Raw genomic sequence first — 26,636 nt, forward strand, 5'->3', positions numbered from 1 at the left:
GGTTGACCGGGATATTGTCTTTTCAGAGAAGAATCTTATTTTTTTATATAGGGATCAGTGCCCAGAACGGCTTGTGCGGCCCTTCTGGCTTTTTCACGCAAGGCATCGACGTCATCCCCCAGGTCTCCGTAACAGAGTGCCACTCCCATTCGTCTGCCGATATGTGCTTCAGGTTTGCCGAAGATACGGATACGTGTGCGGTCTTCTTTCAATGCATCAGTCAGGTTGTATTTTAATGGAGTTTTTGATTCTATCGGAGACAGGATAACAGCACTGCATCCGGTATGCTCCAGATGGATAGCCGGAATCGGCCAGCCCATGATCGCACGCAGATGCAGTTCAAATTCGTTCAGGTTCGTGGAGTGGCTCAGGGTGACCATCCCAGTGTCATGAGGACGGGGACTGAGCTCCGAGAAGACAACTTCTCCTTGTTTGGTCAGGAAGAACTCTACTCCCCAGATGCCATAGCCGGTCAAAGCTTTCGTCACTTTATCTGCCATCTCACGAGCTTTCTGAAGAGCACCTTCCGGAATATCTACGGCCGGCTGCCAACTCTCCCGGTAGTCTCCTCCTTTTTGAATATCTTCAATGGGAGGGCAGAAGAGGGTCGGCCCTTTCTTCTGGGTGATTGTCAGGAGAACGAATTCAAGTTGGAAGTCGATAAATTCTTCGATGATCACTTCTGGAATATCTCCGCGTCCTTCCTCCATGGCATCCCGATAAGCTGCTTCCAGTTCTTCCTCATTATGGACATAACTCTGGCCGTGCCCGGATGAAGACATCAGTGGTTTGACGACGCAAGGGAATCCGATCTTCTCAGCACCTGCCTTGAACTCCTCATACGTTCTGGCATAGACATACCGGGCGGTTCTGACTCCCAGTTCATGAGACGCAAGATCCCTGATGGCGCGGCGGTTCATGGTGTAGTTGACAGCACGTGCAGAAGGGACAACCTGGATACCTTGTTTCTCGAAATCAAAGAGGCACTCGGTCCGGATGGCTTCAATTTCCGGGACAATAATATCCGGATGATACTTCTTGACAGCAGCACGTAAGGCTTTTCCATCCAGCATACTGAACACCTCGTGTTCATCAGCTACCTGCATGGCGGGAGCATTAGCGTACCTGTCACAGGCAATCACGTAAAGGCCTGCCCTCTTTGCTGCGATTGTAAATTCCTTGCCCAGTTCGCCTGAGCCTAAAAGCATGATTCTTTTCATTTGCCAATATTAAATAGGTGTTATGTTTCAGATCCGGTAATCAATGGCTTCAACACCTGCTGCCATTCCGGAGTGACGGCAAGTTTACGGAGGTCTTTCTCAATGATTGTCATCATCGTTTCCGGGCTGATGCCCCGATGGTAAGCAAGATCATCAAGAGGATGAACCTCCGTTCCGAAAAGCCCGTAGTATTCGCGGAAGATCACCTCGTCCTGGGCTGTGAGCAGGTGCAGCAGGTGGTGCATGTAATGTTCCTGCTGCGCGGAAAACTTATCCGAGTTCTGCCCCAGGCGGATGAGGGTATCCTGGAATTCTTTAGAGAACTTGTCCATGTCTGTTCTTTCCGTACATGATATCGTAGTATTTCTGGTAGTCGCCGGAAGTAACCTCTTTTATCCATTTCTGGTTGTCCAGATTCCAGGCGATGGTTTTCTTGATGCCATCGGCAAATCTAGTCTCAGGGTACCAGCCGAGTTCTTTCTTCGCTTTCGTAGGATCAATGGCATAACGGCGGTCATGCCCCAGACGGTCGGTCACATGCTCGATCAGATTATCATTGATCCAGTCCACATTGTCTGTGCCTTGTGTCTTTTTCACGGAGTCATGAAGGATGTTCCGTAGAGAAGGATCCTTAGCCATCAGGTCGTGAACGGTCCTGATGATCAGTTTGACAATGTCGATGTTCCGCATCTCATTATGACCGCCGATGTTATAAGCCTGTCCATCGCGCCCATGGCGGACGACCATATCAATTGCCTTACAATGGTCGTCTACATACAGCCAGTCGCGGATGTTGAGACCTTCACCGTAGACTGGGAGCTTCTTGCCTTCCAGCACATTGTTGATCATCAAGGGGATCAACTTTTCCGGGAACTGGTAAGGCCCGTAGTTGTTGGAACAACGGGTTATCGTGCAGGGCAGGTGAAAGGTGTCATGATAGGCTTTGACTACGAAATCAGCACTGGCTTTGCTGGCCGAATAAGGACTGTGAGGACTGAGGGGTGTCTCTTCCGTGAAATAGCCGGTGGATCCCAGAGAGCCGTAGACCTCATCGGTAGAGACCTGATGGAACCGCTTGCCCGCTTTCCAGGTAGGGTATCCTTGGGCGTCCTTGCCGGTAACCCATGCCTTCCTGGCTGCATCCATCAGGTTCTGGCATCCCAGGATGTTGACGGTAAGGAAAAGTTGAGGATCTTCAATGGACCGGTCGACATGACTTTCGGCTGCAAAGTTGATGACATAGTCGATGTCATTCTCCGTAAACAACTGATCTGCAAGCTTCCGGTCGCAAATGTTTCCCTTGACGAAGAAGCAGCGCTTATTGTCAATATCATCCTTGATGGTGCCTAAGTTTCCCGCATAGGTGAGAGCATCGAGAACAATGATCTTGATCTCATCGTCCTTATATTTCTTCAACAGGTATTTGATAAAGTTTGCTCCGATGAAGCCTGCGGCACCGGTAACTAAGTAAGTTTTCATGTTATTTGTATTTTAGTTCTATGATGATCATTTCCTTTTATAATCTGGACCGGTTCTCTCCCAGGGTGATCACTTCACAGTCAGAGAACTGATGACCTTCAATGGTGAGCCGGACCATTGTCCGTTCCTTTTGCCAACCGGTGATGCCAGCTGCTCCGGGATTGATGTGCAGGAGCCCGAGGGTCTTGTCGTATTTGATTTTCAGGATGTGGGAATGTCCGTCGATAAAGAGTTGGGGCGGACTGGCATAAAGCATCCCTCTCACGCTTCGGTCATAATGTCCGGGGTATCCACCGATATGCTTGATGAGCACATCCACGTCTTCGCATTTGAACTGGAGGATCTCTGGGTATCTCTCCCGGAGTTCATTACCGTCACAATTCCCGTAGACGGCACGGAATACTGGGTGCATGGCTTCAAATTTGTCAGCCAGTTCTAGGGAACCAATGTCTCCGGCATGCCATATCTCGTCACACTGGCCGAAATATTTCTCATAGCGGTCATCCCAGTAGCTGTGGGTGTCACTGATAATTCCAATTTTCTTCATTCTTGTTCTTTTTCTTTTTGGATTGCTCCTTTTTCCCCGGAGCATTTGAATCTTTGTCTGATAAATTCGGCTATGTAGTCTGCCGTGGCTTTTATGCCAAGGACGGAGGAGTCAATGCACAGGTCATAACTAGTGCTGAATCCCCATTTTTTTCCAGTATAAAAATTGTAATACAATGCTCTTCCCCGTTCCTGTTCCTTGATATACTTTCGGGCGTCCCCTGCATCTATGTTCATACGTTGACAAACTCTTTTTACCCGTGCTTCAGGGATAGCAGTAATAAAGATATTGACAATGTCTTTATGGTCCTTTAGCAGATAGTCTGCTGTCCTGCCGACGAATACGCAACTCCCCTTTTCAGCTGCTTTCCGGATAACGTCACTCTGAAACTGATATACCTGTTCCTGAGGGCTCGTACTGTCATAAGTGTTGCCTCCGCTGATAAAGGGGATCTGAAAGTGGGACAGACTGCCGAAAGTGCCTTTGCGCTCATCATTCTCTTCGAAGAATTTTTCACATAACCCACTCTCTCTTGCGGCTAAGTTGAGGATTTCCTTGTCGTAGAAAGTGCAGTGAAACTCGTCTGATAAAATTTTGGCGATGGTCCTTCCACCGCTTCCAATTTGCCTTCCAACCGTTATGATGATTTTTTCATCTTTCATACTGTATGCTCATTATGTTATTTCTTAAGATAACGTTCTGATGATTCTTCTTGACCGGCTTTTGAGCCGGAAGTACTTATGGCCTGTTTATATTTGCGGAGATGAAAAAGGAGTACGCAGGCTGCTGTTATGGTTGCAATGAGGTCTGCGGAAGGAAGTGCAGACCACACACCGTCCAGTCCGAAAAAGGTGGGTAGCACGAATAATAGTGGCAACAGAAACAAGAGCTGTCGTGACAGGGACAGGAAAATGCTGATTTTTACCTTTCCGATGAATTGGAAAAAATTAGTAGTCACCACTTGGAATCCGATAATGGGGAACATGAGCTGGTTGATCTGTATAGCTTTTGCGGACATCTTGATAAGGGTGGGATCCGTAGTGAACATCTGGGCACAGTAATGGGGGAGGAGTTCTCCTATCAGCCATCCCGATGACATGACGGCTGTAGCTCCGTAAATGGAATATCTCAGCACTCTGAATAGCCTGTCAGAGAGCCGGGCTCCGTAGTTATAAGATGCTATGGGTTGCATACCCAAGTTGATTCCGAAAACGATCATGATAAATATGGTAGCGATGCCATTTGCTATTCCGTAGGAGCCCACGGCGAAGTCTCCTCCATAATGTTCAAGTTGTCTATTCATGAAGATTACGATGATGCAGGAACAGACGTTCATCAGAAAAGGGGATATGCCGATGCTGAGGATCAGTCGTACCAGTCTCTTTTTCAACTTGTAGATTCCTTTCTGGAGATGCAGGAGCTCTTTCTTGTTGCAGAGCAGTTTCATCTGCCAGATGAGGGCAAGGGACATGGAAATCAAGGTGGCGCAGGCTGCTCCACGGATGCCGAAATGCAGCCACCAGATAAAGACCATGTCAAGGAAGATATTCATGACTACAGTGAAGAGGGTGGCGAACATTGCCTGTCTGGGTTTACTGGCAGACCGGAGCACGGCGTTCATGCCATAGTACATCTGGAAGATGACGTTGCCTGACAGGATGATTTGCATGAAACTCCTGGCATAGGGGAGGGTGGCATCGCTGGCGCCGAAGAATCGCAAACTAGGATTCAGAAAGACCAGGCAGATGGCGCCGACGGCAATGCCGATGATCAGATTGAGCACCACGGTGTTGCCCAGCAGATTCTCTGCGGTATGATAGTCTTTCTGCCCCAGTTTCATGGAGATAGCAGTAGATGCGCCTATTCCGATGGCTTCGCCGAAAGCTCCGGCAAGGTTCATGAACGGAAAGGTGATGGCAAGGCCGGAGATGGCCAGAGGGCCTACCACCTGACCGATGAAGATCCGGTCAATGATGTTATAGAGCGAGGAGGCTACCATGGCGATGATCCCCGGCATAGCATATCGCCATAATAGTTTCCCTATGGGTTGTGTGCCTAATTCCAGTGTGGCTTTCTTGTTATCGTAAGTTCCTTCCATTCGGTTTTGTCATTTTATCTGTTGGGGATGGCCAGATCACTGCAAAGATAGTGATTTTCTTTCATAATGATGGATAACCTTTATTTTTTATGTTGGTTCCTTGACCCCTGCCCTTTTGCAAGTAGGGTACACCTGTTATCTGGAGACTGTGCCACAAGTTTATTTCTGCCGGTCTTTATGGGTCGATCAGATAGCTTTTTGCTTTTTGTATCTCCGGATAAAGTGTGCCAGCATACAGGCAGAGAGCGTAGCAGAAGAGAAGTCGGCTCCGGGTAAAGAATACCATACACCGTCAAACCCAAAGATTGTCGGGAGTATGGCTAGCAGTGGCAGGAGAAAGAGCATCTGGCGGGTCATGGAGAGAAATATGCTGATCTTGACTTTACCGATACACTGGAAGAAATTGACGGTTACAAATTGTAGTCCTAATAGTGGGAACATGGTCAGGTTTATTCGGATGGCCTTGATGGACAGATTGATCAGTTGTTCATCAGAAGTGAACATTCTGGCACAATAGTAGGGGAAGAACTCGCCGAGGATCCAGCCACAGGTCATCGCTGCTGTAGCGACAAGAATAGATAATTTAAGTACTTTGAAAACTCGGTCAGGTTGCCTTGCACCATAGTTGTATCCGGCAATGGGCTGCATTCCTTGGTTGATGCCCATGACGACCATTCCGAATACGGTCGCGATACTGTTGGCAATGCCGTATGAACCGACGGCAAGGTCACCGCCGTATTTGACCAGTTGATGGTTCATGATGATGACGACGATGCACATGAAGACATTCATCAGGAAAGGGGAGATCCCTATGGACAGGATCATTTTGACTAATTCCGACTGGAGCCTGTAGATCCCTTTCTTAAGATGTATCAACTCGTTCTTGTTGGCAAATATTTTCATCTGCCAGGCGAGAGCTAGAGCTTGTGAGATCAGTGTGGCAAAGGCTGCTCCACGGATACCGAAATGAAGCCACCAGATAAAGATCATGTCAAGGAAAATGTTCATGACCACCGTGAATATTACGGACTTCATGGCCATCTTGGGTTTCCCGGATGCCCGCAGTACTGCGTTCATGCCGAAATAGGTGTGCGCAAAAACATTCCCCGCCAGGAGAATCTGCATAAAGCTCCGGGCGTAGGGAATGGTGGCATCGCTGGCTCCGAAGAATCTCAGGATGGGATCCAGAAAGATCAGACAGATTATCCCTACGGAAGATCCTATGATGAGGTTAAGCATGAGAGTGTTCCCAAATAGGTTTTCGGCGGTCTGATAGTCCTTCTGACCGAGTTTGAGGGAGATGGAATTAGATGCTCCCACCCCTATTCCTGCCCCGAAGGCTCTGGTCAGGTTCATGAACGGGAAGGTGATGGCTAGACCGGAGATGGCCAGAGGCCCTACTACCTGACCGATGAAGATCCGGTCAATGATGTTATAGAGCGATGAGGCTACCATAGCGATGATTCCCGGTGTAGCATATTGAATGAGGAGCCGGCCTATCGGCTGGGTGCCTAATTCGAGTGCGGCTTTTTTGTTATCCATATTTATGCAAAGGTACAGAATTTTTGTGAGATGGGATCTCATCAGATTCAAACTCTGACAGAATCTGGTTACTTTTTTTAATAAAAGGAGTTGGAGATGGGGATCATCATTCTTGAACAAGAAAGAAAAGAGGTAGTTGAAGAAGTGATATAGATCGTTCTGGACTGTAATTAGGCTTCCTCTTTTACTTGTCTATATTAAAAAAGTTGTATTGTTTGGCGCTTTACAAGATTTATAGTACTTTTGTAACCCACAAGGGAATTATTCTAAGAATCATGAAGAAATATCTGTTTTTGTCTTTCCTGCTGGTCTTTTCCGGTGTCCTGTCATTGGCCACTCCGTTAGGATTGACCAAGGTGGGCTATCCGGGAGGCAAAACTTATCTTTACCGCCTTTACCTGAAGGACAAATGCCATTCTTTCTATTCTCTTAGCCATCCGGAGGCGTATCTTTCCCAGCGTTCCCTGGAACGTCGGCAGAGACAGCACTTGGCTATAGACAGTACAGATCTTCCGGTTTCTCCGGACTACATCGCGGCCCTTCGTGGATGTGGCATAGAAATTGTCGGGAAAAGCAAGTGGAATAATACGGTTTTGATCAGGATTCATTCGCGGAAAGATCTGAAGGCTCTGGTGGGACTTCCTTTTATCCGGAGCGAGAAGAAGGTCTTTACCTCTCCGGACTCTCTTACCTTACGTGCCCGCTCCGGATTTCAGAAAGAATTCAATAGTTGGGAAACGGATACGAAGGATGAATATGGTGCCACGCAGGCCCAGGTAGAGAACCTGGACGGTGTTGCGCTTCATCATGCTGGCTTTCGTGGAAGAGGGGAATTAATAGGGGTTATAGACGGTGGCTATATGAATGTGGATAAAATTCCGGCTTTCAATACAGTACATATTGTGGGGATTGCTGATTTTGTGGTCCCTAAATCAAAGAATCTTTTCAATGAGATCGAGCATGGCACGATGGTCCTTTCTGCTATGGCGGTGGATATTCCTCACTATTATATCGGCACGGCTCCTGATGCTTCCTATCTGTTGCTTCGGAGCGAGGATGCACAGACGGAAAGTCAGGCTGAAGAGGACTACTGGGCGGAGGCAGCCGAATATGCTGACTCTGTAGGAGTGGATGTCATCAATAGCTCTTTGGGCTATCATGATTTTGATGATTCCACACAGAACTATTGTTATGCAGACCAGGATGGGGAGACGGCTTTGATCTCTCGTACCGCTTCTCTACTGGCAGGAAAAGGTATCGTCCTGGTGAACAGTGCGGGGAATGATGGTATGGGGACCTGGAAAAAAATCAGTTTTCCGGCTGATGCGCGTCACATCCTGACGGTGGGTGCGATCAGCTCAAATGGGATTAATGCACCGTTCAGTTCCGTGGGGCCTACTGCTGACGGCAGGATTAAGCCTGATGTCATGGCTTTCGGGAGCCCTACGGAGGTGGTTACAGGACATGGGGTGATCCTTAATGATATGGGAACTTCCTTTGCTTCTCCTCTGATCGCCGGTATGGTGGCTTGTCTCTGGCAGGCATTACCGGATAAAACGGCCTTTCAGATTATGGATTTAGTCAGGGAAAGTGCAGACCGTCATGTTCATCCTGATAATATCTATGGCTATGGTGTTCCGGATTTCTGGAAAGCGTATCAACTTGGAAGGGGGAACGACTGATAAACTCGTTCCTGATGTTGGGGATGGGATGTGTTGTCTTACCGCTGGACCGGACAAAAAAAAACGAGAAGATGAATCAGAAACCATTGACATTATATGAATTGAACTGTATGGTCCGGGACCTCATCAATCTGGACATGCCGGGTGCTTACTGGGTGCAGGCTGAACTGTCACAGGTCCGGGAGGTGAACCATAATTGTTATATGGAGCTTATCCAGAAGGAAGAGACTTCAAATACGCCTGTTGCCCGGGCTTCGGCAAAATGCTGGCGCTCAACATGGCTCCTCCTCAAGCCTGCTTTCGAAAGAGTTACCGGACAGACCTTGCACTCGGGAATGAAAATGCTTTTGCAGGTTCATGCACAGTTTCATGAGAACTATGGATTTTCCTGGATCGTTGAAGATATTGATCCTGATTATACGTTGGGGGATATGGCCCGCAAGCGTCTGGAAATTATCCGCCAGTTGCAGCAGGAGGGGGTGCTGGATCTTCAGAAGGAATTGTCTCTTTGCCTTTTTGCCCAGCGTGTTGCCGTTATTTCCAGTGGGGGTGCGGCAGGATATGGGGATTTCTGCCATCAACTGTTTGAGAATAACTTTGGCTTTCAGTTTACCACAGAACTCTTCCAGACGACGATGCAGGGCGAAGGAGTGGAACGAAGTATGATCAATGCCCTGAATGCTATTTTTGTCCGTCAGGATGATTTTGACGTGGTCGTCATCATCCGCGGCGGAGGTGCAACAAGTGATCTTTCTGGTTTTGATTCGTTGGAACTGGCTGAGAATGTGGCTAACTTCCCCTTGCCTATTATTACTGGAATCGGACATGAACGGGATGAGAGTGTGCTGGATAGGGTATCCCATGCACGGGTAAAGACACCTACTGCTGCTGCTGATTTCCTGGTTGATCATCTGCAGGATACTTATGCGCGGATAGAAAATGCGAGGGAGGAGATCGCAGACCTCGTGCAGCGTCAACTGCAAATGGAAAAGTTACGGCTGAGTCGGCTGGCAGATCAGATTCCGTCTCTTTTCTCATTGGTCAGGACACGCCAGGAGAGCAGGTTGGAGAGTCTGCGGTTGAGGCTCTTTGCTGCTGCTAAACAACTGTCTTCTGAGGAGAAACACAGGATCGGGGACTGGACACAGCGTATACCGGAAATCATCCGGCATAAGATGGAAGGAGAGCAGCATCGCCTTGAACTCCTAAACCAGAGAATCCGGTCGGCGGATCCCCAGCGTCTCTTGAGCCGGGGATATAGTATCACGCTCTATCATGGGAAGAGTGTTCGTGATGCGGCACTCTTAAAAAAGGGTGATGAGGTGGAAACCAGACTGTCCAAGGGAGAGGTCAGGTCGATTATTAAATGAGGAATCTGACAGAAAGGAAACTTAAATAAAGGGTCATAATAGATTTGTAAAGATGGCAAAAAGAACAACAACTATAAAATATGAAGAGGCAGTACATCAGCTAGAAGAGATTGTCCATAAAATGGAAAATGACGAACTGGATATTGACTCCCTGACAGACCAACTTGAAAAGGCTAAAAAACTGATCAAGTTGTGTAAAGATAAGTTGATGAAAACGGATGATGAGATCCATCAGATATTAGACAAAGATGAGTCTTGATCGGGATGGAAGGAGGATGACTTTGACTGATTCAGAACAGGTTACCAATAATAGTGGATTTCTTTCAATCTTTATTTTTGGGGACAGATATCTAATTCTCTCTTGAAAAGTTGCAAATTATTAATTATTTTCGTACTTTTGCAATAAACTACAACATAGAACATTTAAATCAGTGTGATTATGAAAGATTTAGATTGGGCTAATTTGTCGTTTGGTTATATTCCAACCGACTACAATGTCCGTTGCTATTATCGTAACGGGAAATGGGGTGAGATAGAAGTTTGCTCTGATGAGTACATCAGAATGCATATTGCTGCTACTTGCCTGCACTATGGTCAGGAAGCTTTTGAGGGATTGAAAGCTTATCGTTGCCCGGACGGGAAGGTCCGCATCTTTCGTGTGAAGGATAATGCGGCGCGCCTGCAGAGTACTTGTGATGGAATCGTGATGCCGAAGGTTCCTACAGAGATGTTTACGGAAATGGTCAAGAAAGTTGTCCGCCTAAATCAGGAATATATTCCGCCTTATGAGAGTGGGGCAACATTGTATATCCGTCCATTGCTGATTGGCATCAGCCCGCAGGTAGGGGTTCATCCTTCTAAGGATTATCTTTTCTTGATCTTTGTTACTCCGGTAGGACCTTATTTCAAGGGTGGTTTCGTCAGTAATAAGTATGCCATTGTCCGTGATTATGACCGCGCCGCTCCTCTGGGTACAGGTATTTATAAAGTGGGTGGAAATTATGCTGCCTCTCTTCGTGCGCACATGTTTGCTGCGAATAAGGGCTATGGTAGTGAGTTTTATCTTGATTCCAAGGAGAAGAAATATGTTGATGAATGTGGCGCTGCTAATTTCTTCGGCATCAAGAATAATACGTATGTTACTCCGAAGAGTACCTCTATTCTTCCTTCTATCACTAATAAAAGTCTGATTCAGATCGCTGAAGACTTAGGGCTGAAGGTTGAGCGCCGGCCTGTCCCTGTGGAGGAGTTGGATACTTTCGATGAGGCAGGGGCTTGTGGAACGGCTGCTGTCATCTCTCCGATTTCAGAACTCGATGATCTGGATACTGGCAAGAAGTATAAGTTTGGTGATCAACCGGGACCGTGGTCTACCAAACTCTATAATACTCTTCGTGGTATCCAGTATGGTACGATTCCTGATAAGCACAATTGGACCCTTGTGGTGATTGACTGATCGGAACGTAGCATAGCATAAGTTTGATATTCTATAGAATGCCTGCCAGATTTTTTGGTGGGCATTTTTTGTCAAACTCATTTTAAATATCTACCTTTGTACGCAGAAAATTGATATAATGGGGAAAGGTAAATTAGCAAAATTTGCGGAAATGGAGACGTTCAAGAACGTCTTCCAGTATCCTTATTCAGTTGTTGAGAATATGCCTTTTGATATGAATGGACATTGGCGGGACAGGTATTTTCATAATGACTGTCCTATCATCCTGGAACTGGGTTGTGGAAAGGGGGAATATACGGTGGAAATGGGACGGCTGTTTCCACAGGTTAATTTCATCGGCGTGGATATTAAGGGTGCACGGATGTGGACTGGTGCCCGGGAGGCTCTTGACGAAGGACTGGCTAATGTGGCCTTTCTCAGAACGAATATCGAGATCATTGACCGTTTCTTTGAACGGGATGAGGTCCAGGAAATCTGGTTGACCTTCAGTGATCCGCAGATGAAAAATGCTCGAAAACGACTGTCTGGTACTTCTTTCCTAAATCGCTACCGGCATTTCCTGACGGATGATGGACTTATTCATCTGAAGACGGATTCTAATTTCCTTTTTACGTATACACAGGAATTAGTAAAAGTAAACCATTTGGCATTGCTCTTTTCCTCTCAGGATCTTTATCATGAAAGGGGGCTTGATGAAGCTACGCGGAAGATTCTGGGTATCCATACCTATTATGAGAATATGTGGATCGAACGGGGTATACCTATCAAATATATGAAATTCCAACTGCCTCGAGAGGGAGAGCTTTTGGAACCTGAGGTGGAAATACCTCTAGATGATTATCGGAGCTACCGGCGTGACAAGCGCAGCACCTTGGATTTCGGTAAGTGAGGATGTGTGGAAGGGAGTGAATCTTTCTAAAGGATCAGTAGGTTACTGGAAATACGTAAAAGATGCGGTCCTCGTCATCATCATACATCCATTGATCGAAGAGAACGTTTGGGGATAAAGCTTTCAGTCTGAGTGTATGCTCTCCAGAGGGAAGATAAACCGGGATCGTCGTAACGGTCTGTCCGCGGAGTTTGTCTGCCACTGTGGGCTGAGTGGTAACATACCTGATGACCTGGCCATCTATATTTATGGAATAGGAATAACTTCCTTCAGGAATCGTGGCAATTTTGACCACTCCTGAGTCTTCTGAAACATTATCGTTCATGAAATTATAGGTCAGTTCTCCGTTTAGGGGGACTTTTACCACTTCATTGCTGTGTCCTAAGAGAGGGATATTTGTGGTGCCATACGTCGTGTTCGTGTATGAACTGGCATTCAGCGCGACCACGTGATCCAATTCACCAGCCAGAGGCTCCAGTTCTTCGTCTTGTTCCGTGTAATATTTCTGAATCTGCTTGTCTGTCAGTTTCCCAGGCAGCGAGGGTGTGGGGACGGTTGGAAGATCTGGATATTCATCATTCAGTTTTAGGATTTGCTCATAGGCTTTCATGCTGTTGGCGGCAGCTTCCAGTGCTTCCGTATCCTGGTAAAACAGTCCGGGACGGGCAATGTTCCGTGCTTCCTGTGCTTCCAGATGCATTTTTGTAGTATAGGCGGAGGCAAGGACAGGATATTTGATGCTTGAGAAATAGGCTTTTTTGTCCTCTGGACGTACCAGATAGTCTTCACTTTCCAGGCGCTTTGCCAGATTCTCCCAGGTGGCGATGTACCGGCCCAGTTCATTTCCGAATTCTGCTGAATTAAAATCAGCTTTAGCCTGAAACTCTGGTTTGCTAATTCCGGAAAGGCGATAGTATTCCGTCATGAGTGGCAGAAGTTTGCCTCCTAATAGATTTCCGAACTGCCCGGATAACCATTGCTGGTAATTGTCGGTCAGATGGCTTGCATCAGTATAGTCGGGATTCCACGCCAGATGGAAGAAAAGGCTGATGTCATAATCTGCTGCATGGGGAATATGAATGGCAGCTACCCAGGCATCCTTATCCTCGCTCTGGCTGAGTTTTTCCAGAACATATCCCGGTTGTCTTTTGGTGAGGCTCAAAGGGTGATCTGGATCTTGTATATAGGCGAGTGGAAGAATCGTGGGGCGTTTCAGACTTTTCAAGGGCTCTATGGAGATGCCATATCTGGCAGCCAGATTATGGAAAGATTTATTCGTTAGCAGATGTCTGTGGTGCCCGTCATGGGTCACGATCATATCACCCTTCAGACGAAGAAGCAGTTTGAGAGTATTCTCATAGTCTTTGTTGTCTGATATGGATTGCCCCTGGTCTACGATGGATAGTCCGCGATGTGTTATTCCGGGAGTTTGTATCGTCTGGAACCCTGATTTGAGGATCAGATATTTTCGCTTTTCAGGTACGATGCCTGTAATGTCCTCCCACGGCGATACTCCTGCCATCTGTGATAACTCGAGGATGCCGTAAGCTGTTCCTAGACCGTCACTTCCTGCAATTATCACTTTGTCGCCCCGGCTGCCAATGTAGAAACTTTCCTTGCGGGCAATGAAATTCTTGATGGGAACTAACTCTTGTCCCAGGCTCTTGAACTCTTTATTGGAGGATTTGTCGAGTTGATAAATTTCGATGGTAGCATTGTTCTTCCTTTCTGCCCTATGACCGGTGACAGCTTTCATATCCTGGCTGAAAAGTTCCATCGCAGTCAAGACCACGGGGGAGACTTTCTTCTGAAGGTTGTAACTTACGGCCTGTCTTCCATTGAACCAAACTACGTCTTGTGCTTTCATGGAAGTACGAGGTAAGGAAGAGATGAGGAGTATAGAAAGAATATATTTTATTTTCATCAATGATTCTCGAATGTCTTTTTTGAGTAGGACAAAGGTAGGCAAATTTAAATGGTTTCTGAAATATTTTAGTTTTTATTTGTATTTTACACCTTTTATTGATAATTTTGCATGATCAGAAAAAGGTAAATCTGCAAGATTCCATTTCATGGAGAGCCTTTTGTCTTTTTGTTTCTATCCATTGGAAAACTGTTACGGGTCAAGGATTTATCTATCATTGGTGGCCGGCAGGGTCAGGTATGGCGACAATGCTCAGTTGGGATAAGAAATGATAGCCGGTCAACCCCTTGGTGTGGTTCCGCGCAGTCATCTGTATAGTAAGTAGAACCTCATGATGAAAAATGTTCAAAAGATTTTTTAAATGCAAAAGAATTAAAAGTATGACTTTATATCCTAAATTAATCAAAGATGCTCTGGCTACAGTGATCTATCCGGGTACGAAGAAGAACCTCGTAGATAGTGATATGGTAGCTGATAATATTCGTATTGATGGAATGACGGTATCCTTCTCTCTTGTCTTCCCCAGGGAAACAGATCCCTTCCTCAAGTCTACCGTGAAGGCAGCTGAGTCTGCAATCCATTATTCGATCTCTCCTGATGTCCAGGTTACGATTACGACACAGTTCTTGTCTAAGAAAGCTCCTGAGCCTGGAAAATTCCTGCCTGATGTAAAGAATGTCATTGCGGTGAGTTCTGGCAAGGGGGGAGTGGGCAAGTCGACGATAGCAGTGAATCTGGCCCTTGCTCTGTCTAAGTTAGGTTTTAAAGTCGGGATACTGGATTGCGATATCTTCGGCCCTTCGATTCCCAAAATGCTGGGACTTGAGGAAGCCCGTCCTTACGGGATCAAGAAAGATGGCAGGGATCTGATTGAACCGATAGAAAAATATGGGATTAAGATCCTTTCCATCGGCTTCTTTGTTAATCCTGATACTGCTACACTTTGGCGTGGGATGATGGCTTCTAACGCGCTCACTCAGTTGATCAGGGATGCGGACTGGGGTGACCTGGACTATTTTATTCTGGATACTCCTCCTGGGACGAGTGATATTCATCTGACGCTCCTTCAGTCTCTGGCTATTACGGGCGCCATTATTGTCAGTACTCCTCAGAAAGTGGCTTTGGCTGATGCCCGTAAGGGGATTGATATGTACCGTAATGATAAGGTTAATGTTCCTATTCTCGGACTGGTTGAGAATATGGCGTGGTTCACTCCGGCTGAACTTCCAAAAAACAAGTATTATATCTTTGGTAAAGAGGGATGTAAGGATCTGGCTAAGGAGATGGGGGTGCCTCTGCTGGCTCAAATTCCTCTTGTCCAGAGTATCTGTGACAGTGGCGATGCCGGGAAGCCGGCTGCTCTGAACGTAGATTCCATCACCGGCCGTGCGTTCATTACTTTTGCCCAGGCTGTCGTGACGGTTACAAATCGTCGTAATGAAGACATGAAACCTACGAAGGTGGTTCAGGTCAAGAGAAAGTAAATTCATAGGTTCATTTGAGAATTCTCTATTGTATATGAGGACATTTCGTGTTTTGATATGGATAGGACGGAATCTCTTATTATCGAACAGTTAAGACTGGGGAATGAGGAGGCATACAGATATTTGTATGATAAGCATTACCCGGTCTTATGCCATGTTGCCTGTCAGTATGTTCATGATGACTTTCTGTCAGAGACCATTGCCGGTGATGTGATTTTCCATATTTGGGAAATCAGGGCAGATCTTAATATCCGGACAACTATTCGCAGCTATCTGGTCAGTTGTGTCAGAAACCGGTGCAAGGACTATCTGAAATCACAATACCACCTTCGTGAGGTCCGGATACCGGAAGATTCATCTGTGAGTGTTCCTGACACAAATTATCTGGAGGATGACGACTATCCTTTAGGACGATTACTGGAAAGGGAACTGGAGGAACGGATCAGACAGGCAATTGACCGGCTGCCGTCACAATGCCGACAGGTATTTAAAATGAGCCGCTTTGAGGGGAAGCATAATCCGGAAATAGCTGAACAACTTGGGATCAGTGTCAATACGGTGAAATATCATCTGCGATATGCTTTGTCCTTTCTGAGAAAAGATTTGCAAAAATACCTTTTGTTGATCATCCTATTCTTTTTTAATCATTAATTTTAAAATAAAGTGAGATTCCACCTACCCCGGAATCTTTTTTTTTCGTCATTCAATCGTAATGTGCCAATGAAAACCGAAAACGATCATATTGAAGATTTGATGATCCGCCTTTTTGAGAATGACTTGGATGTCTCCGGGCGGAAGGAATTGGAAGAATGGATTTCCCTTTCTCCCGAGAATCGGAAGTGCTTTGAAGAGGAGCAGGAGATCTGGTTTTCCGCTGAGGATAATGAAATCCTTTCCAGATATGATAAGGAGAAAGCATTTGAAGTATTCCGCCAGCGTGTGGCTGCGTCTTCTGCATCAAACAGGCACTGGCGTCATCTTCGTGTCTGGATGAGATATGCAGCAGGATTAGTGATCATTGGTGTACTGGTGCTTACTGCATTTTTCTATAGCAGGAACAGGATGGCTTCTCGTTTCGTGGATGTTGTAATAGAGGCTCCACGTGGAGGATTGGCAAAGTTGAGCTTACCTGATGGCAGTCAGGTGTGGCTGAATTCCAATTCCAAGATTATTTATTCTCAAGGATTCGGTATTACAGATAGAAAACTCCGTCTAATAGGTGAAGGTTATTTTAAAGTAAAGAGGAATCAGAAGTTGCCTTTCAGCATCAGCTCAGGCAACTTGCTGATTCATGATCTGGGTACTCAGTTTAATGTCCGGAATTATTCCTCTGATGCGGAAGCCGAGATAACTTTGACAGAAGGTAAAGTGTCGTTCCAGGACTTACGGAACATAAAGACCGTATATTATCTGCAGCCTAACCAGAAGGCAGTGATTGCCAAGGCTAGTGGCATTGTCAAACTTAAAAATTGTGATGCAGTTGCGAATAGTCAGTGGACCACAGGCCAACTTATATTTGATGGACAGTCGATGCAATATCTGATCCAGACCTTGGAGCGGAGCTATAATGTTAAGATAAATGTTATGAATCCTGCCGTGATGAGATGTCATTTTTACGGTGATTTCTTGAGGCATGATCAAAGTCTGAATGAAGTCTTGAGGGCCTTGTCCTCAACTGGAAAGTTCAGATATCGTATACAAGGGAATCAGGTGACAATATACTGATAGTATCTATATTAATTATTTAAATGATTAAAACCATGAAAAAAAGAAAAAGATGATTATTGAATAAAGGAGACAAAAATAGGAATGAGAAGATGTTACGGATCTTCCCATTCGGTATCTCTAAACATTCTATGGATGATGGAATGGCTTGAGAATAATGCAAAGATAACATTTTTCTCATACCCTTTCTGATACTGTAAATAATTTAAATATTAATTTTAATTTATTATGAATTACAAACACAAAGTGTTATTATTATTAGCTACCTTGTCGATTAGTATAGGAGCCTTTTCTCAGAATCTAAATCTAAGGTTCCAAAATATTACAGTTCGCAAGGCGATAATAGAACTTAAACAGAAAACAGGATATTCCTTTGTTTATGAAAGGGCAGATTTGGATACAAAGAAAAAGGTTACCGTCAATGCCCAATCTATAAATGAGGCAGTAAGACAAATTTTACAAGGACAGAACGCGACCTATGAAATTCAAGGAAAGTCAATTATTGTGAGGCATCGAATGTCTGTATTTACACAACCAAGGAAAGAAGATGTTCAACAGCAGAAATCCACTATTAAGGCTTCTGGTCGGGTAACTGACGAGAAGGGTGAACCGATTATTGGTGCAACAGTGATGGAAAATCGGACCAAAAATGGTACTGTGACTGATATCAATGGGCATTATTCTTTAGATGTTTCTGCCGGGAATGATTTGTTAATTTCTTATATTGGGTATAGGACAAAGCAGGTTAGGCCAAATACAAATGAAAAAATAGTATTGAATGAGGATTATAAAGCTCTGAACGAAGTTGTCGTGGTTGGATATGGAAGTATGCAGAAGAGAGAAGTGACCAGTTCTATTACTTCCGTAAAGGGAGATGAGTTAATTCCCGGTATCGGAGGATCTACCATTGCAACTGCTCTTCAAGGTAAAGTATCTGGTTTAACTATTTCCGGTACATCCAGTCCTAATAGCAGCAATGGGTTCCAGTTAAGAGGTGTTGCTTCTGTAAATGCTGGGAAGGGTCCACTGGTGGTTATTGACGGAATTCCGGGTGGAGATCTGAGAGCTTTAAATCAGGAAGATATTGCTTCTATTGATGTGCTGAAAGATGCTTCTGCCGGAGCTATTTATGGAACTCGTGCTGCCGGAGGGGTTATATTGGTAACCACTAAACACGCTAAAAAGGGCAAAGTCAATGTCTCTTATACAATTGAACTATCCAAAGAAGTTGTAAGGAAAAAACCGGAGCTTCTTTCTGCCTCTGAATATGTGGCTGATGGGATCGGACAAAATTATGGTTCGCGCACAAACTGGTATGATGCTTTGATTCACAAAGGGAATTTCTCTAATCGACATGTCTTAAATTTCTCAGGTGGAAGTGATAAATTGTTACTGTATACTACTTTGACCTATCAGAATCAAGAGGGGATAGTAATCGGGGATAATCGTAAGGATTATTCCGGTCGCATGAACGCCCAGTATAATATGTTTGACGGAAAGGTGAAATTCATTGGGAACGTGGAATACCGTGAGGCCATTCGTGATCAACGTAATTCAAGTGAACTGTTTAATATGGCCATGACCTTAAATCCTACTTCACCTTTATATGATTCTAATGATCCTTCTGGATATAACTTGGAATCAGACGGTATATCAGGAACAGATTTTAATCCTGTTGCAGATGTTATGCTGCGAACAGTTAAGGCAACGGACCAGTGGCTTTTGGCTAACGCAACCTTAAAAATTGATATTACCAATGACTTAAATGTGCAAGGTACTTTAGGTTACCAGAAGTCACAATGGGAGAATACGTCATGGGTGTCTGCCAATCATCGGGAATCATTGGATAATACTAGAGCTGGAGAAGCATATCAGGCTTATAGTAAAGATGATTATGTTTCAGCTGAGGCTTATGCTACTTATCGAAAGATTTTTGGAGAAAATCATTCAATTCAGGCTGTTGGGGGTTGGAGTTTTTGGGAATCAAATGGTGAAAACTTCAATATGACTAACTATAATTTTCCTGTAGAAGGTGTTGGACCTTGGGATATGGCTTCCGGAAGTTATTTAACAGATGGACGTGCAAATATGAATTCTGCAAAAGATCCACGTGAACGCTTGCTAGCTTTTTTTGTCCGTGCTAATTATTCATATGCAGATAAATATATACTAATGGCGAGTATTCGTCATGAGGGGTCTTCTAAATTTGGTCCGGATCATCGTTGGGGAAACTTTTGGGCAGTCTCTGGAGGATGGCGCATTAGCAGTGAAAAGTTCATGCAAAATTTTAAGTGGATTAATGACCTAAAGCTGAGAGTTGGTTATGGAATTACTGGGAACAATGATTTTGGTAGTGGCTATACGGTCAAGATGTATAAATCCAATGATATGTGGCCTATTCTTGGTACGTGGACCCCTGCATATGGACAACAGCGTAATATTAATCCTGATTTAAAATGGGAACAAAATGGTGAATGGAATATCGGGTTGGATTATTCGATTTTAAATAACCGTATTTATGGTAAATTCGATTGGTATTATCGTAGGGTTAAGGATTTACTTTATGAGGTGAATGCACCAGTGCCTCCGATGTCTTATACGACAATTATGAAGAACATTGGAAATTTGATGAACCGAGGCTGGGAGTTTGAAGTGGGTGCTGATGTAATTCGAAACAAAGATTTTAAGTATTCCTCAACACTTCGATTTTCACATAATACAACGAAATTGCTGAATATTGGTTTAGGAGAAGGTCAGTATATCGAACAGGAAACTTTTCCTTCACCGGGAAATCCAGGTTCTGCAATACGTTTGATGAATAATCAGGTCATTGGTAAGTATTTCTTGTTCAAAAATGCGGGTGTTGACAAGGATGGAAAATGGTTGATTTATGATAAGGATAATCAGGTTGTTCAAGCGAATGACAAGACTTTGATATCCGCAAACAAACACTTTACGGGGAATGCAATTCCAAAGCTGATCTTATCGTGGGACAATACCGTTTCTTATAAAAATTGGGACTTTGGAATTTATTTGCGTAGTTGGTTGGATTTTGATGCTTTTAGTCAACCGAATATGTATTACGGATTAAAGACCAACTCTCAATCTAATGTCTTAAAGAAGATTTACGAAAAGAATAAAAACGTCACTCAGGACAAGATACTAAGCGATTATTGGTTGGACAATGCTTCATTTTTGAAGATTGATGCTATTACAGTAGGTTATAAGTTTAATACGGAAAAGGCACTTAAATATATAGATAATATTCGAGTATATTGTACGGCGCGTAATGTAGCTACTATAACAGGATATAATGGCTTAAATCCAGAAGTAGATATTAATGGATTAGCTCCAGGTTTCGAGAGAATAAAAACCATAGATGGAACTTATCCTCAAACGATTCATTTTACATTAGGAGTACAAGTAAATCTATAAAAATAAATAAGTATGAATTGTATATATCATTATAAAAAACAGAATTTATTACTAGGAATTCTGACCAGTCTCATATTATTTACCAGTTGTAACCTGGATGAGAAATTTTATTCGGAAGTTACCCCTGATAATTTTTTTACTTCACCGAAGAGTGCGTATGAAATATTGGCTCGCCCTTTTACACATTGGAAATGGTATATAGGTGCTGATCGCTGGTATTTGCAAGAATTGACGACAGATGAAATGGTATGTCCTCAACGAGGAGCCGATTGGTATAACGGGGGCGAATATTTTCGGTTGCATTATCATACTTGGTCTGCAGAGGATCGCTTTATTGTTAATACTTATAATGGATGGGGTCAAGGAATCTCCAAGATTCTAGCAGCACGGGAAGATTTGGAAAATGTAGACTACAAGAAAATTGGATTATCAGATTCTGTCAAGGCTGATCATTTGGCTCAGTTGGATGCTCTCCAAGCTTACTTTTATTTAAGTGGTTTGGATTATTTCGGAGGACTTCCTATTTACAACAGGAGTGATGATCCGTTAAAGGCAAGAAGTACGGATAAGGAGACTTTTACTTATATTGAGGGACTTCTGAAGAATTCAATTCCTAAGCTGTATCCTAAGAAGAAATTGGGGCAATCCGAGGACGGTTATATAAAACAGGCTGCAGCTGCAGCTCTGCTGGCACGTTTGTATTTTAATGCTGAAGCTTATGTTAAGGAGGACCATTTTGCCGAATGTGCTACCATTTGTCAGGATATTATCAATGGTAAATATGGTACATACCAATTAGATTCTACTTGGTGGGGACCTCATGGATTTGATAATGATAAATCACCGGAAGCCATCTGGAATGTACCGTCAGAATATGTAAAGATGCAATGGGACTGGTATTTTCAGTATTTCTATCACATGAATAGTTATAAATATTTTGGTTCTGAGACAAAAGGGTATAATGGTTTTATGTTATCTCCTTCCTTAAATCCGCAGGGAGAGAACTATAATGATAAGTTAGGATGCCCATATTCTAAATTTGAGGATACTGATTTACGCAAACAACCTTATGAATACGAAGGTAACGGTAAATATACCGGTATGTTTTTAGTGGGGAAACAGACAAGTAAATATGGTTCTTGTATAGGACAGAAAGAGTATAAAGGAAAAGTCATAACTTTAGTCGATCAAGTTGCTCATTTTTCAGATGTTGGTTCGGGTAAAAAATATGCTTCAATAGACCAGCTTCCATCCACTATGGCAGATGGTGAGGAAAATTCTGGGATTAGACTAGTAAAAGCCCCACAACCAGATGAGACTGACATCAATCTCCGTTATAATCCCGATTGCCCTGTAATCCGCCTCACAGAAATATACTATATGTTAGCTGAATGTAAGTTGAGAGCCGGCGACAAACAAGGGGCTGCCAAATTGATCAATCAGGTTAGGGCACGTAATTTCAAGAATGGAGTGGATTCCAACCCAGTTACTGCTGCCAATTTGGATGAATTTCGCATGTTGGATGAATGGATGATAGAATTTCTTGGAGAAGGTCCAGGAAGGCGTCGTACTGACTTAATTCGCTGGGGAGAATTTACCAAGGGTACATGGTGGGACCACAAAGCAGATAATGATGAAAACAAAAATCGTTTTCCTCTTCCGAATTCTGCCATTTCGGCAAATCCTCTTTTAAAGCAAAATCTCGGCTATGATGGAAACAACTAATAACTTGAGCCCACTTTAAAAAGTGAGCTCATAGTTCGATTTGTTTTATATTATAGTTGTTTGCTTTATATTTGTATCCATTTAACAAATAGGAGAAAAACTTCTTATTTTGTGTTTAGCGTATGCTACAGATCGTAGGTCCGATGTGATTATTGGAAAACCGGATCCGCATAAGCTTTACTGCATCATAGAATAGTTTAATTTATGCGTAGAAGAAGTGGCAATGATAGGTGATAGAATATATAGATGTAAAGACTGCACTGAATGCAAAAGTCCTAGCATATTGCCCCTGTCGAGAAAAACTATGATGGATGCCGTTCGGTAATCTGTGGAGAAATTGACTCTAATTGCACAAGATCATAGTGAAGTAGAAAAATGGCTTTCTATGATGCATCAATAGATTTTGTGATAAAATAGATTTTTTCAATATAAAAAATGATATAATATGTTGTCAAAAGTCATTGGTGCTTTTGAAAGCAGATTTAACAAATAACTTAAATGAATAAAATAATAAAGAAAATCGCGCTGTTGCTTTTGGCAGTTTGTTTTCACGTGAATGCTGCTTTTGCGCAGGAAAAGGTAACCGGATTGCTTCCGCCAGCTTGGTTGAACGATGCCGTGTTTTATGAAATATACCCTCAGAGCTATTATGATACCGACGGCGATGGAATAGGTGATATAAAAGGTATCATACAAAAACTGGATTATGTAAAGTCGCTTGGGGTAAATGCTCTATGGTTGAATCCTCTTTTCGATTCTCCTTTTAATGATGCCGGTTATGATATTCGTAACTATTATTTGGTAGCTCCACGATATGGAACTAATGATGATCTGGTCAGATTATTCAAGGAAGCTCATAAGAGGGGGATACGTGTCTGTTTGGATTTGGTTCCGGGACATACGTCGCTAGATTGTGAGTGGTTTAAGCAATCGGCGAAAAAAGAACATAACGAATATTCGGATCGCTATATATGGACTCCTGCAGATTCGATTAAACCGAATAATAAGTTTGTAAGCAACAACTATGAACGCCCCGGTTGTTATATGCGTAATTTCTTCGCTTCTCAGCCGGCTTTGAACTATGGCTTTGGGAAACCTGATCCCAATCATCCGTGGGAGCAACCTGTAACAGCAGAAGGTCCTCTTCGTAATCGGCAGGAATTATTTAAAATAATAGACTTTTGGATGAGTCGTGGTGCAGACGGTTTTAGAGTTGATATGGCGCCTTCCCTTATTAAAAATGATCCTGAATATATAGAAACGGATAAACTTTGGAACGAAATCCGTTATAAACTACAAAAGAAATATCCGAATGGAATACTTCTTTCTGAATGGGGGAAACCAAATCTTTCTATTAAAGCCGGATTTACGATGGATTTTATGTTACCGACGCGAAGTACTGGATTTAACCAAATGTTTTTTAATTTCGAAGGTAATAAAATCATAGATAATTGCTATTTTGACTTGAGAGGTAATGGTGATCCAACTATTTACACAAACAATTTAGTGAAGTATCTTCACGATATCGGTACGAAAGGATATATTTGTACCCCAACAGGAAACCACGATCGACAACGCATGCATGTAGGACCGCGGGATACTTATGGGCAGTTGAAACTTCCGTTCGTATTTCTATTTACACTTCCAACAGTTCCTCTCATTTATTACGGAGACGAAATAGGGATGCGATATATTTGGGGATTACCTGTTGTTGAAGGTAGTCAAACTGTAATCAATCGAGCAGGATCACGTACCCCGATGCAATGGAACAATTCGAAGAATGCTGGTTTTTCAACTGCAGATGCTTCTAAACTTTATTTACCCATTGATAGAGAAGCATGCATACCGACGGTTTCAAATGAAGAAAAAGACCCCTCTTCCCTACTATCTTTCGTCAAACAAATAGTCAATCTTAAAAAGACCCATTCTGCTTTAAAGCCGAATGCAAACATCCGTTTTCTTCTTTCAGAAAAAGGGGTCTACCCTTTGGTATACGAACGATTTTCTGGCGATGAACATATTATAGTTATAATAAATCCTTCGGCTAAGGCACAAACCTTGTGTATTCCTTATCCTACGAATTTTCATTCTATTATTCCATTACTGGTAAGCCCTCAAACACAATTGGAAGAAAAAGATAAAACTCTAAAAATAACTTCACCTGCCATCTCTTATGGAATATATCAGGTAAAGTAAGTTTGGATAGAACGTTGAGGGTGTGTCAAAGTGACACATCCTCTATATTTTTCACGAAGTAGCATGCGCGAACCCATAAAGCTTCCGTATCAGCGCGTTTTGCCCTGTATATCTGCTTGCCCGTTCCAAAGACTGCCTCCACTTCATTCCTTTCACCGACGTTCCGTGCCATAAGGTCGTGATATTCTTTCGTGTTCTGCTCCTTTGACGGCCTGCCTAAAGGTTTCCCGCCTATTTCTATTCTAAGCAGACGGAGAATCTGACGGTTCCGTCTGTTCATGTAGATCTTGTCCGCTTCCACCTTGGCAGGAAGATTTCCGAACCTTTTCTTATATGCTCTCAGATGAAGCACGAGATCGTCGCATTCATTATAGGCATCCCAGCTATGGTGGTCGATAAAGGTGTATCCCTTCACAACGCTTACGCCTATCTTTGCCCCGAACTCTGTCTTTGCCTTGCCCTTGACTATCGGTCTTACGAAGGGCTGGTACAGGCTGATGATCCGGTCCTTGCATACATAGACATGATTGACAAACATTTCCTTCTGCTGTTTCCACATCTTTATCGTGGTGAAGAACAGGCTGCGGTCACGCGGCTTAAGCGTGAAGAAGTAGTTGCTGTCAACCCTTCCGAAGATTTCAAGGGCCGTGTTGATATTCCTTCTAAGGCGGGGCCTGCATGTATTCCATACATTCCCGGACTTTTCCCCTGGGCTTTTTCCGAAACTTAAAATACCTATATAATGTACACAGGTGAGTTGTTTAATATTCCTAATTAGGTATTCCCGGAGGCTGTCACTGGAGAGAATGTCAGGATAAAACGTTAAATTTGCATCCTATTAATTCATTTAAGTTTTATTCTATGGAATCTACTATCACATTCTCATCATTTACTACTCAGTGTATTATCCATTCAGAACAGAATGGCCGCTACGCTACGGCCCGCCTGTATAAGAATGCCCTCCATTCCTATACGATCTTCCTCAGTTCCCCATCGGTATCCTTCCCGGAGATCAACCGTGATAACCTTAAATCCTATGAGCAGTGGCTGACGGATCGAGGGAAGTCCCCGAATACAATATCCACTTACCTCCGTATGCTCCGGAGCCTCTACAACAAGGGTGTGGATCATGGCTATGCTCGGTATGTCCGTGGCCTCTTTCACGATGTCTATACCGGTGTAGACATCAGGCATAAGAAAGCATTGCCAAGAGAGGATCTCCGGACCTTACTGTTCAAGGACCCGGGCACGGAGGACTTACGGCGGACGCAGTACACCGCCCGCCTTTCTTATGAGTTGTGCGGAATGCCCTTCGTGGACCTTACACATATCCGCAAGTCTGACATTTCTGATGGAACGCTCGAATATCACCGGATGAAGACGGGCACTACGGTAAGGGTCCGCCTCCTCAGGCCTGCTCTCCAGACTTTGTCCTGGCTGCGAAGGAATACTGGGAGGACAGACGGGCGGAAAGATTCCGGCTTGTTGCACCTGTTCAGTTGTTCTCATAGCTTCCGGAGCAGTAAAGGCTATATGGAATATCAGTCCGCTCTTCGCCGTTATAATGCCCATCTCAAGAAACTGGGCAGGAAACTGGGAATCAAGGAAGACGTTTCATCCTATACGCTGCGTCATTCCTGGGCCACGGCAGCTAAGAAAACGGGAGCTCCAGTAGAGATGATCAGCGAGTTGCTCGGTCATAAATCCATCAAGACGACTCAGATATATCTTTCCGCCTTTGACGATAATGAACTTGCAATGGTAAACCGTAGAGTGTACAGATATACCCATCAATAACGATAAAGTTTTAAGGATAAAGATATTGTTACTTATCAAGTAACACGTAATTTTCGACTACAAAGAT

General features: G+C 43.8%; 22 protein-coding genes. 13 read left to right on the forward strand and 9 right to left on the reverse strand.

Going from position 1 to position 26,636, the window contains the following annotated elements; genetic code table 11:
- Positions 1–35: 35 nt before the first annotated feature.
- From purT to ACYRYG_RS03765, 7 genes are all read right to left on the reverse strand, one after another.
- Positions 36–1,220, reverse strand: coding sequence for a formate-dependent phosphoribosylglycinamide formyltransferase (purT, locus tag ACYRYG_RS03735; protein WP_293416441.1), 1,185 nt, complete (start codon positions 1,218–1,220; stop codon positions 36–38).
- Between the two features lie 20 nt (positions 1,221–1,240).
- Positions 1,241–1,552, reverse strand: a complete 312-nt coding sequence (locus tag ACYRYG_RS03740; protein ID WP_293416443.1) for a hypothetical protein — start codon at positions 1,550–1,552, stop codon at positions 1,241–1,243.
- The gene (rfbB, locus tag ACYRYG_RS03745; RefSeq protein WP_293416445.1) at positions 1,536–2,699 is read right to left on the reverse strand and encodes a dTDP-glucose 4,6-dehydratase; all 1,164 of its coding nucleotides are present in this window, start codon (positions 2,697–2,699) and stop codon (positions 1,536–1,538) included. The genes ACYRYG_RS03740 and rfbB overlap by 17 nt, the downstream gene beginning before the upstream one ends.
- A 37-nt stretch (positions 2,700–2,736) precedes the next feature.
- Positions 2,737–3,246, reverse strand: a complete 510-nt coding sequence (locus ACYRYG_RS03750) for a metallophosphoesterase family protein (RefSeq protein ID WP_460197674.1) — start codon at positions 3,244–3,246, stop codon at positions 2,737–2,739.
- Positions 3,243–3,908 carry a cytidylate kinase-like family protein gene (locus tag ACYRYG_RS03755; RefSeq protein ID WP_460197675.1) on the reverse strand — a complete coding sequence of 222 codons (666 nt, stop codon included), beginning with the start codon at positions 3,906–3,908 and terminating at the stop codon, positions 3,243–3,245. The genes ACYRYG_RS03750 and ACYRYG_RS03755 overlap by 4 nt, the downstream gene beginning before the upstream one ends.
- 17 nt (positions 3,909–3,925) lie before the next feature.
- Positions 3,926–5,344, reverse strand: a complete 1,419-nt coding sequence (locus ACYRYG_RS03760; RefSeq protein ID WP_293416451.1) for an MATE family efflux transporter — start codon at positions 5,342–5,344, stop codon at positions 3,926–3,928.
- 186 nt (positions 5,345–5,530) lie between these two features.
- Positions 5,531–6,886: an MATE family efflux transporter gene (locus ACYRYG_RS03765; protein ID WP_293416453.1), complete on the reverse strand. Its 1,356-nt coding sequence runs from the start codon at positions 6,884–6,886 to the stop codon at positions 5,531–5,533.
- A gap of 275 nt (positions 6,887–7,161) precedes the next feature.
- On the opposite strand from ACYRYG_RS03765, the gene ACYRYG_RS03770 reads away from it, so the two are divergent.
- The 5 genes from ACYRYG_RS03770 (at position 7,162) to trmB (ending at position 12,283) form a co-directional block, all read left to right on the forward strand.
- Entirely contained in the window at positions 7,162–8,568 is a 1,407-nt protein-coding gene (locus ACYRYG_RS03770; RefSeq protein WP_293425666.1) for a S8 family peptidase, read from the forward strand.
- Positions 8,569–8,639: 71 nt separating this feature from the next.
- Positions 8,640–9,938, forward strand: a complete 1,299-nt coding sequence (gene xseA, locus ACYRYG_RS03775) for an exodeoxyribonuclease VII large subunit (RefSeq protein WP_294077082.1) — start codon at positions 8,640–8,642, stop codon at positions 9,936–9,938.
- 52 nt (positions 9,939–9,990) lie between these two features.
- Positions 9,991–10,197, forward strand: coding sequence for an exodeoxyribonuclease VII small subunit (gene xseB / locus ACYRYG_RS03780; RefSeq protein WP_293419874.1), 207 nt, complete (start codon positions 9,991–9,993; stop codon positions 10,195–10,197).
- Between the two features lie 180 nt (positions 10,198–10,377).
- The gene (locus tag ACYRYG_RS03785; RefSeq protein WP_293419871.1) at positions 10,378–11,394 is read left to right on the forward strand and encodes a branched-chain amino acid aminotransferase; all 1,017 of its coding nucleotides are present in this window, start codon (positions 10,378–10,380) and stop codon (positions 11,392–11,394) included.
- 118 nt (positions 11,395–11,512) lie between these two features.
- Complete coding sequence (gene trmB, locus ACYRYG_RS03790; RefSeq protein WP_293419868.1) at positions 11,513–12,283, forward strand: tRNA (guanosine(46)-N7)-methyltransferase TrmB; 771 nt, start codon at positions 11,513–11,515, stop codon at positions 12,281–12,283.
- A 34-nt stretch (positions 12,284–12,317) separates the two neighbouring features.
- Here the strand turns inward: trmB and ACYRYG_RS03795 are convergent, their stop codons facing one another.
- Positions 12,318–14,207, reverse strand: a complete 1,890-nt coding sequence (locus ACYRYG_RS03795; RefSeq protein WP_460197678.1) for a glycosyl hydrolase 115 family protein — start codon at positions 14,205–14,207, stop codon at positions 12,318–12,320.
- A gap of 380 nt (positions 14,208–14,587) precedes the next feature.
- Here ACYRYG_RS03795 and ACYRYG_RS03800 point away from each other — a divergent pair, with 380 nt between their 5' ends.
- The 6 genes from ACYRYG_RS03800 to ACYRYG_RS03825 all read left to right on the forward strand — a co-directional run bounded on the left by ACYRYG_RS03800 (position 14,588) and on the right by ACYRYG_RS03825 (position 24,772).
- Positions 14,588–15,691, forward strand: coding sequence for an Mrp/NBP35 family ATP-binding protein (locus tag ACYRYG_RS03800; protein WP_293419859.1), 1,104 nt, complete (start codon positions 14,588–14,590; stop codon positions 15,689–15,691).
- A 57-nt stretch (positions 15,692–15,748) separates the two neighbouring features.
- Positions 15,749–16,342 carry an RNA polymerase sigma-70 factor gene (locus ACYRYG_RS03805; protein ID WP_460197679.1) on the forward strand — a complete coding sequence of 198 codons (594 nt, stop codon included), beginning with the start codon at positions 15,749–15,751 and terminating at the stop codon, positions 16,340–16,342.
- 69 nt (positions 16,343–16,411) lie between these two features.
- Complete coding sequence (locus ACYRYG_RS03810) at positions 16,412–17,416, forward strand: FecR family protein (RefSeq protein WP_293419853.1); 1,005 nt, start codon at positions 16,412–16,414, stop codon at positions 17,414–17,416.
- A 228-nt stretch (positions 17,417–17,644) separates the two neighbouring features.
- A complete protein-coding gene (locus ACYRYG_RS03815) occupies positions 17,645–20,851 on the forward strand; it encodes a SusC/RagA family TonB-linked outer membrane protein (protein ID WP_460197680.1) in 3,207 nt (1,068 codons plus the stop codon).
- A 12-nt stretch (positions 20,852–20,863) separates the two neighbouring features.
- Positions 20,864–22,576: a RagB/SusD family nutrient uptake outer membrane protein gene (locus ACYRYG_RS03820; RefSeq protein ID WP_460197682.1), complete on the forward strand. Its 1,713-nt coding sequence runs from the start codon at positions 20,864–20,866 to the stop codon at positions 22,574–22,576.
- Between the two features lie 498 nt (positions 22,577–23,074).
- Entirely contained in the window at positions 23,075–24,772 is a 1,698-nt protein-coding gene (locus tag ACYRYG_RS03825; RefSeq protein ID WP_460197684.1) for an alpha-amylase family glycosyl hydrolase, read from the forward strand.
- 25 nt (positions 24,773–24,797) lie between these two features.
- Here ACYRYG_RS03825 and ACYRYG_RS03830 read toward each other — a convergent pair whose 3' ends face one another.
- Positions 24,798–25,310 carry a hypothetical protein gene (locus tag ACYRYG_RS03830; protein WP_460197685.1) on the reverse strand — a complete coding sequence of 171 codons (513 nt, stop codon included), beginning with the start codon at positions 25,308–25,310 and terminating at the stop codon, positions 24,798–24,800.
- On the opposite strand from ACYRYG_RS03830, the gene ACYRYG_RS03835 reads away from it, so the two are divergent.
- Positions 25,296–25,502, forward strand: coding sequence for a hypothetical protein (locus ACYRYG_RS03835; protein WP_460197686.1), 207 nt, complete (start codon positions 25,296–25,298; stop codon positions 25,500–25,502). The genes ACYRYG_RS03830 and ACYRYG_RS03835 overlap by 15 nt on opposite strands.
- Positions 25,503–25,633: 131 nt before the next feature.
- Positions 25,634–26,569 carry a tyrosine-type recombinase/integrase gene (locus tag ACYRYG_RS03840; RefSeq protein ID WP_252761874.1) on the forward strand — a complete coding sequence of 312 codons (936 nt, stop codon included), beginning with the start codon at positions 25,634–25,636 and terminating at the stop codon, positions 26,567–26,569.
- The last annotated feature ends 67 nt before the right edge of the window (positions 26,570–26,636 follow it).

This window comes from Segatella asaccharophila, from assembly GCF_054687055.1.

What these genes read in the sequence shown, in the direction of transcription:
- rfbB (WP_293416445.1), bottom strand. Translation starts at nt 2,699, where the DNA reads ATGAAAACTTACTTAGTTACCGGTGCCGCAGGCTTCATCGGAGCAAAC.
- ACYRYG_RS03825 (WP_460197684.1), top strand. Translation starts at nt 23,075, where the DNA reads ATGAATAAAATAATAAAGAAAATCGCGCTGTTGCTTTTGGCAGTTTGT.
- ACYRYG_RS03835 (WP_460197686.1), top strand. Translation starts at nt 25,296, where the DNA reads ATGATTGACAAACATTTCCTTCTGCTGTTTCCACATCTTTATCGTGGT.
- ACYRYG_RS03740 (WP_293416443.1), bottom strand. Translation starts at nt 1,552, where the DNA reads ATGGACAAGTTCTCTAAAGAATTCCAGGATACCCTCATCCGCCTGGGG.
- trmB (WP_293419868.1), top strand. Translation starts at nt 11,513, where the DNA reads ATGGGGAAAGGTAAATTAGCAAAATTTGCGGAAATGGAGACGTTCAAG.
- xseB (WP_293419874.1), top strand. Translation starts at nt 9,991, where the DNA reads ATGGCAAAAAGAACAACAACTATAAAATATGAAGAGGCAGTACATCAG.
- ACYRYG_RS03795 (WP_460197678.1), bottom strand. Translation starts at nt 14,207, where the DNA reads ATGAAAATAAAATATATTCTTTCTATACTCCTCATCTCTTCCTTACCT.
- ACYRYG_RS03760 (WP_293416451.1), bottom strand. Translation starts at nt 5,344, where the DNA reads ATGGAAGGAACTTACGATAACAAGAAAGCCACACTGGAATTAGGCACA.
- purT (WP_293416441.1), bottom strand. Translation starts at nt 1,220, where the DNA reads ATGAAAAGAATCATGCTTTTAGGCTCAGGCGAACTGGGCAAGGAATTT.
- ACYRYG_RS03770 (WP_293425666.1), top strand. Translation starts at nt 7,162, where the DNA reads ATGAAGAAATATCTGTTTTTGTCTTTCCTGCTGGTCTTTTCCGGTGTC.
- ACYRYG_RS03805 (WP_460197679.1), top strand. Translation starts at nt 15,749, where the DNA reads ATGGATAGGACGGAATCTCTTATTATCGAACAGTTAAGACTGGGGAAT.
- ACYRYG_RS03765 (WP_293416453.1), bottom strand. Translation starts at nt 6,886, where the DNA reads ATGGATAACAAAAAAGCCGCACTCGAATTAGGCACCCAGCCGATAGGC.
- ACYRYG_RS03840 (WP_252761874.1), top strand. Translation starts at nt 25,634, where the DNA reads ATGGAATCTACTATCACATTCTCATCATTTACTACTCAGTGTATTATC.
- ACYRYG_RS03815 (WP_460197680.1), top strand. Translation starts at nt 17,645, where the DNA reads ATGAATTACAAACACAAAGTGTTATTATTATTAGCTACCTTGTCGATT.
- ACYRYG_RS03755 (WP_460197675.1), bottom strand. Translation starts at nt 3,908, where the DNA reads ATGAAAGATGAAAAAATCATCATAACGGTTGGAAGGCAAATTGGAAGC.
- ACYRYG_RS03830 (WP_460197685.1), bottom strand. Translation starts at nt 25,310, where the DNA reads ATGTTTGTCAATCATGTCTATGTATGCAAGGACCGGATCATCAGCCTG.
- ACYRYG_RS03750 (WP_460197674.1), bottom strand. Translation starts at nt 3,246, where the DNA reads ATGAAGAAAATTGGAATTATCAGTGACACCCACAGCTACTGGGATGAC.
- ACYRYG_RS03800 (WP_293419859.1), top strand. Translation starts at nt 14,588, where the DNA reads ATGACTTTATATCCTAAATTAATCAAAGATGCTCTGGCTACAGTGATC.
- ACYRYG_RS03810 (WP_293419853.1), top strand. Translation starts at nt 16,412, where the DNA reads ATGAAAACCGAAAACGATCATATTGAAGATTTGATGATCCGCCTTTTT.
- ACYRYG_RS03820 (WP_460197682.1), top strand. Translation starts at nt 20,864, where the DNA reads ATGAATTGTATATATCATTATAAAAAACAGAATTTATTACTAGGAATT.
- ACYRYG_RS03785 (WP_293419871.1), top strand. Translation starts at nt 10,378, where the DNA reads ATGAAAGATTTAGATTGGGCTAATTTGTCGTTTGGTTATATTCCAACC.
- xseA (WP_294077082.1), top strand. Translation starts at nt 8,640, where the DNA reads ATGAATCAGAAACCATTGACATTATATGAATTGAACTGTATGGTCCGG.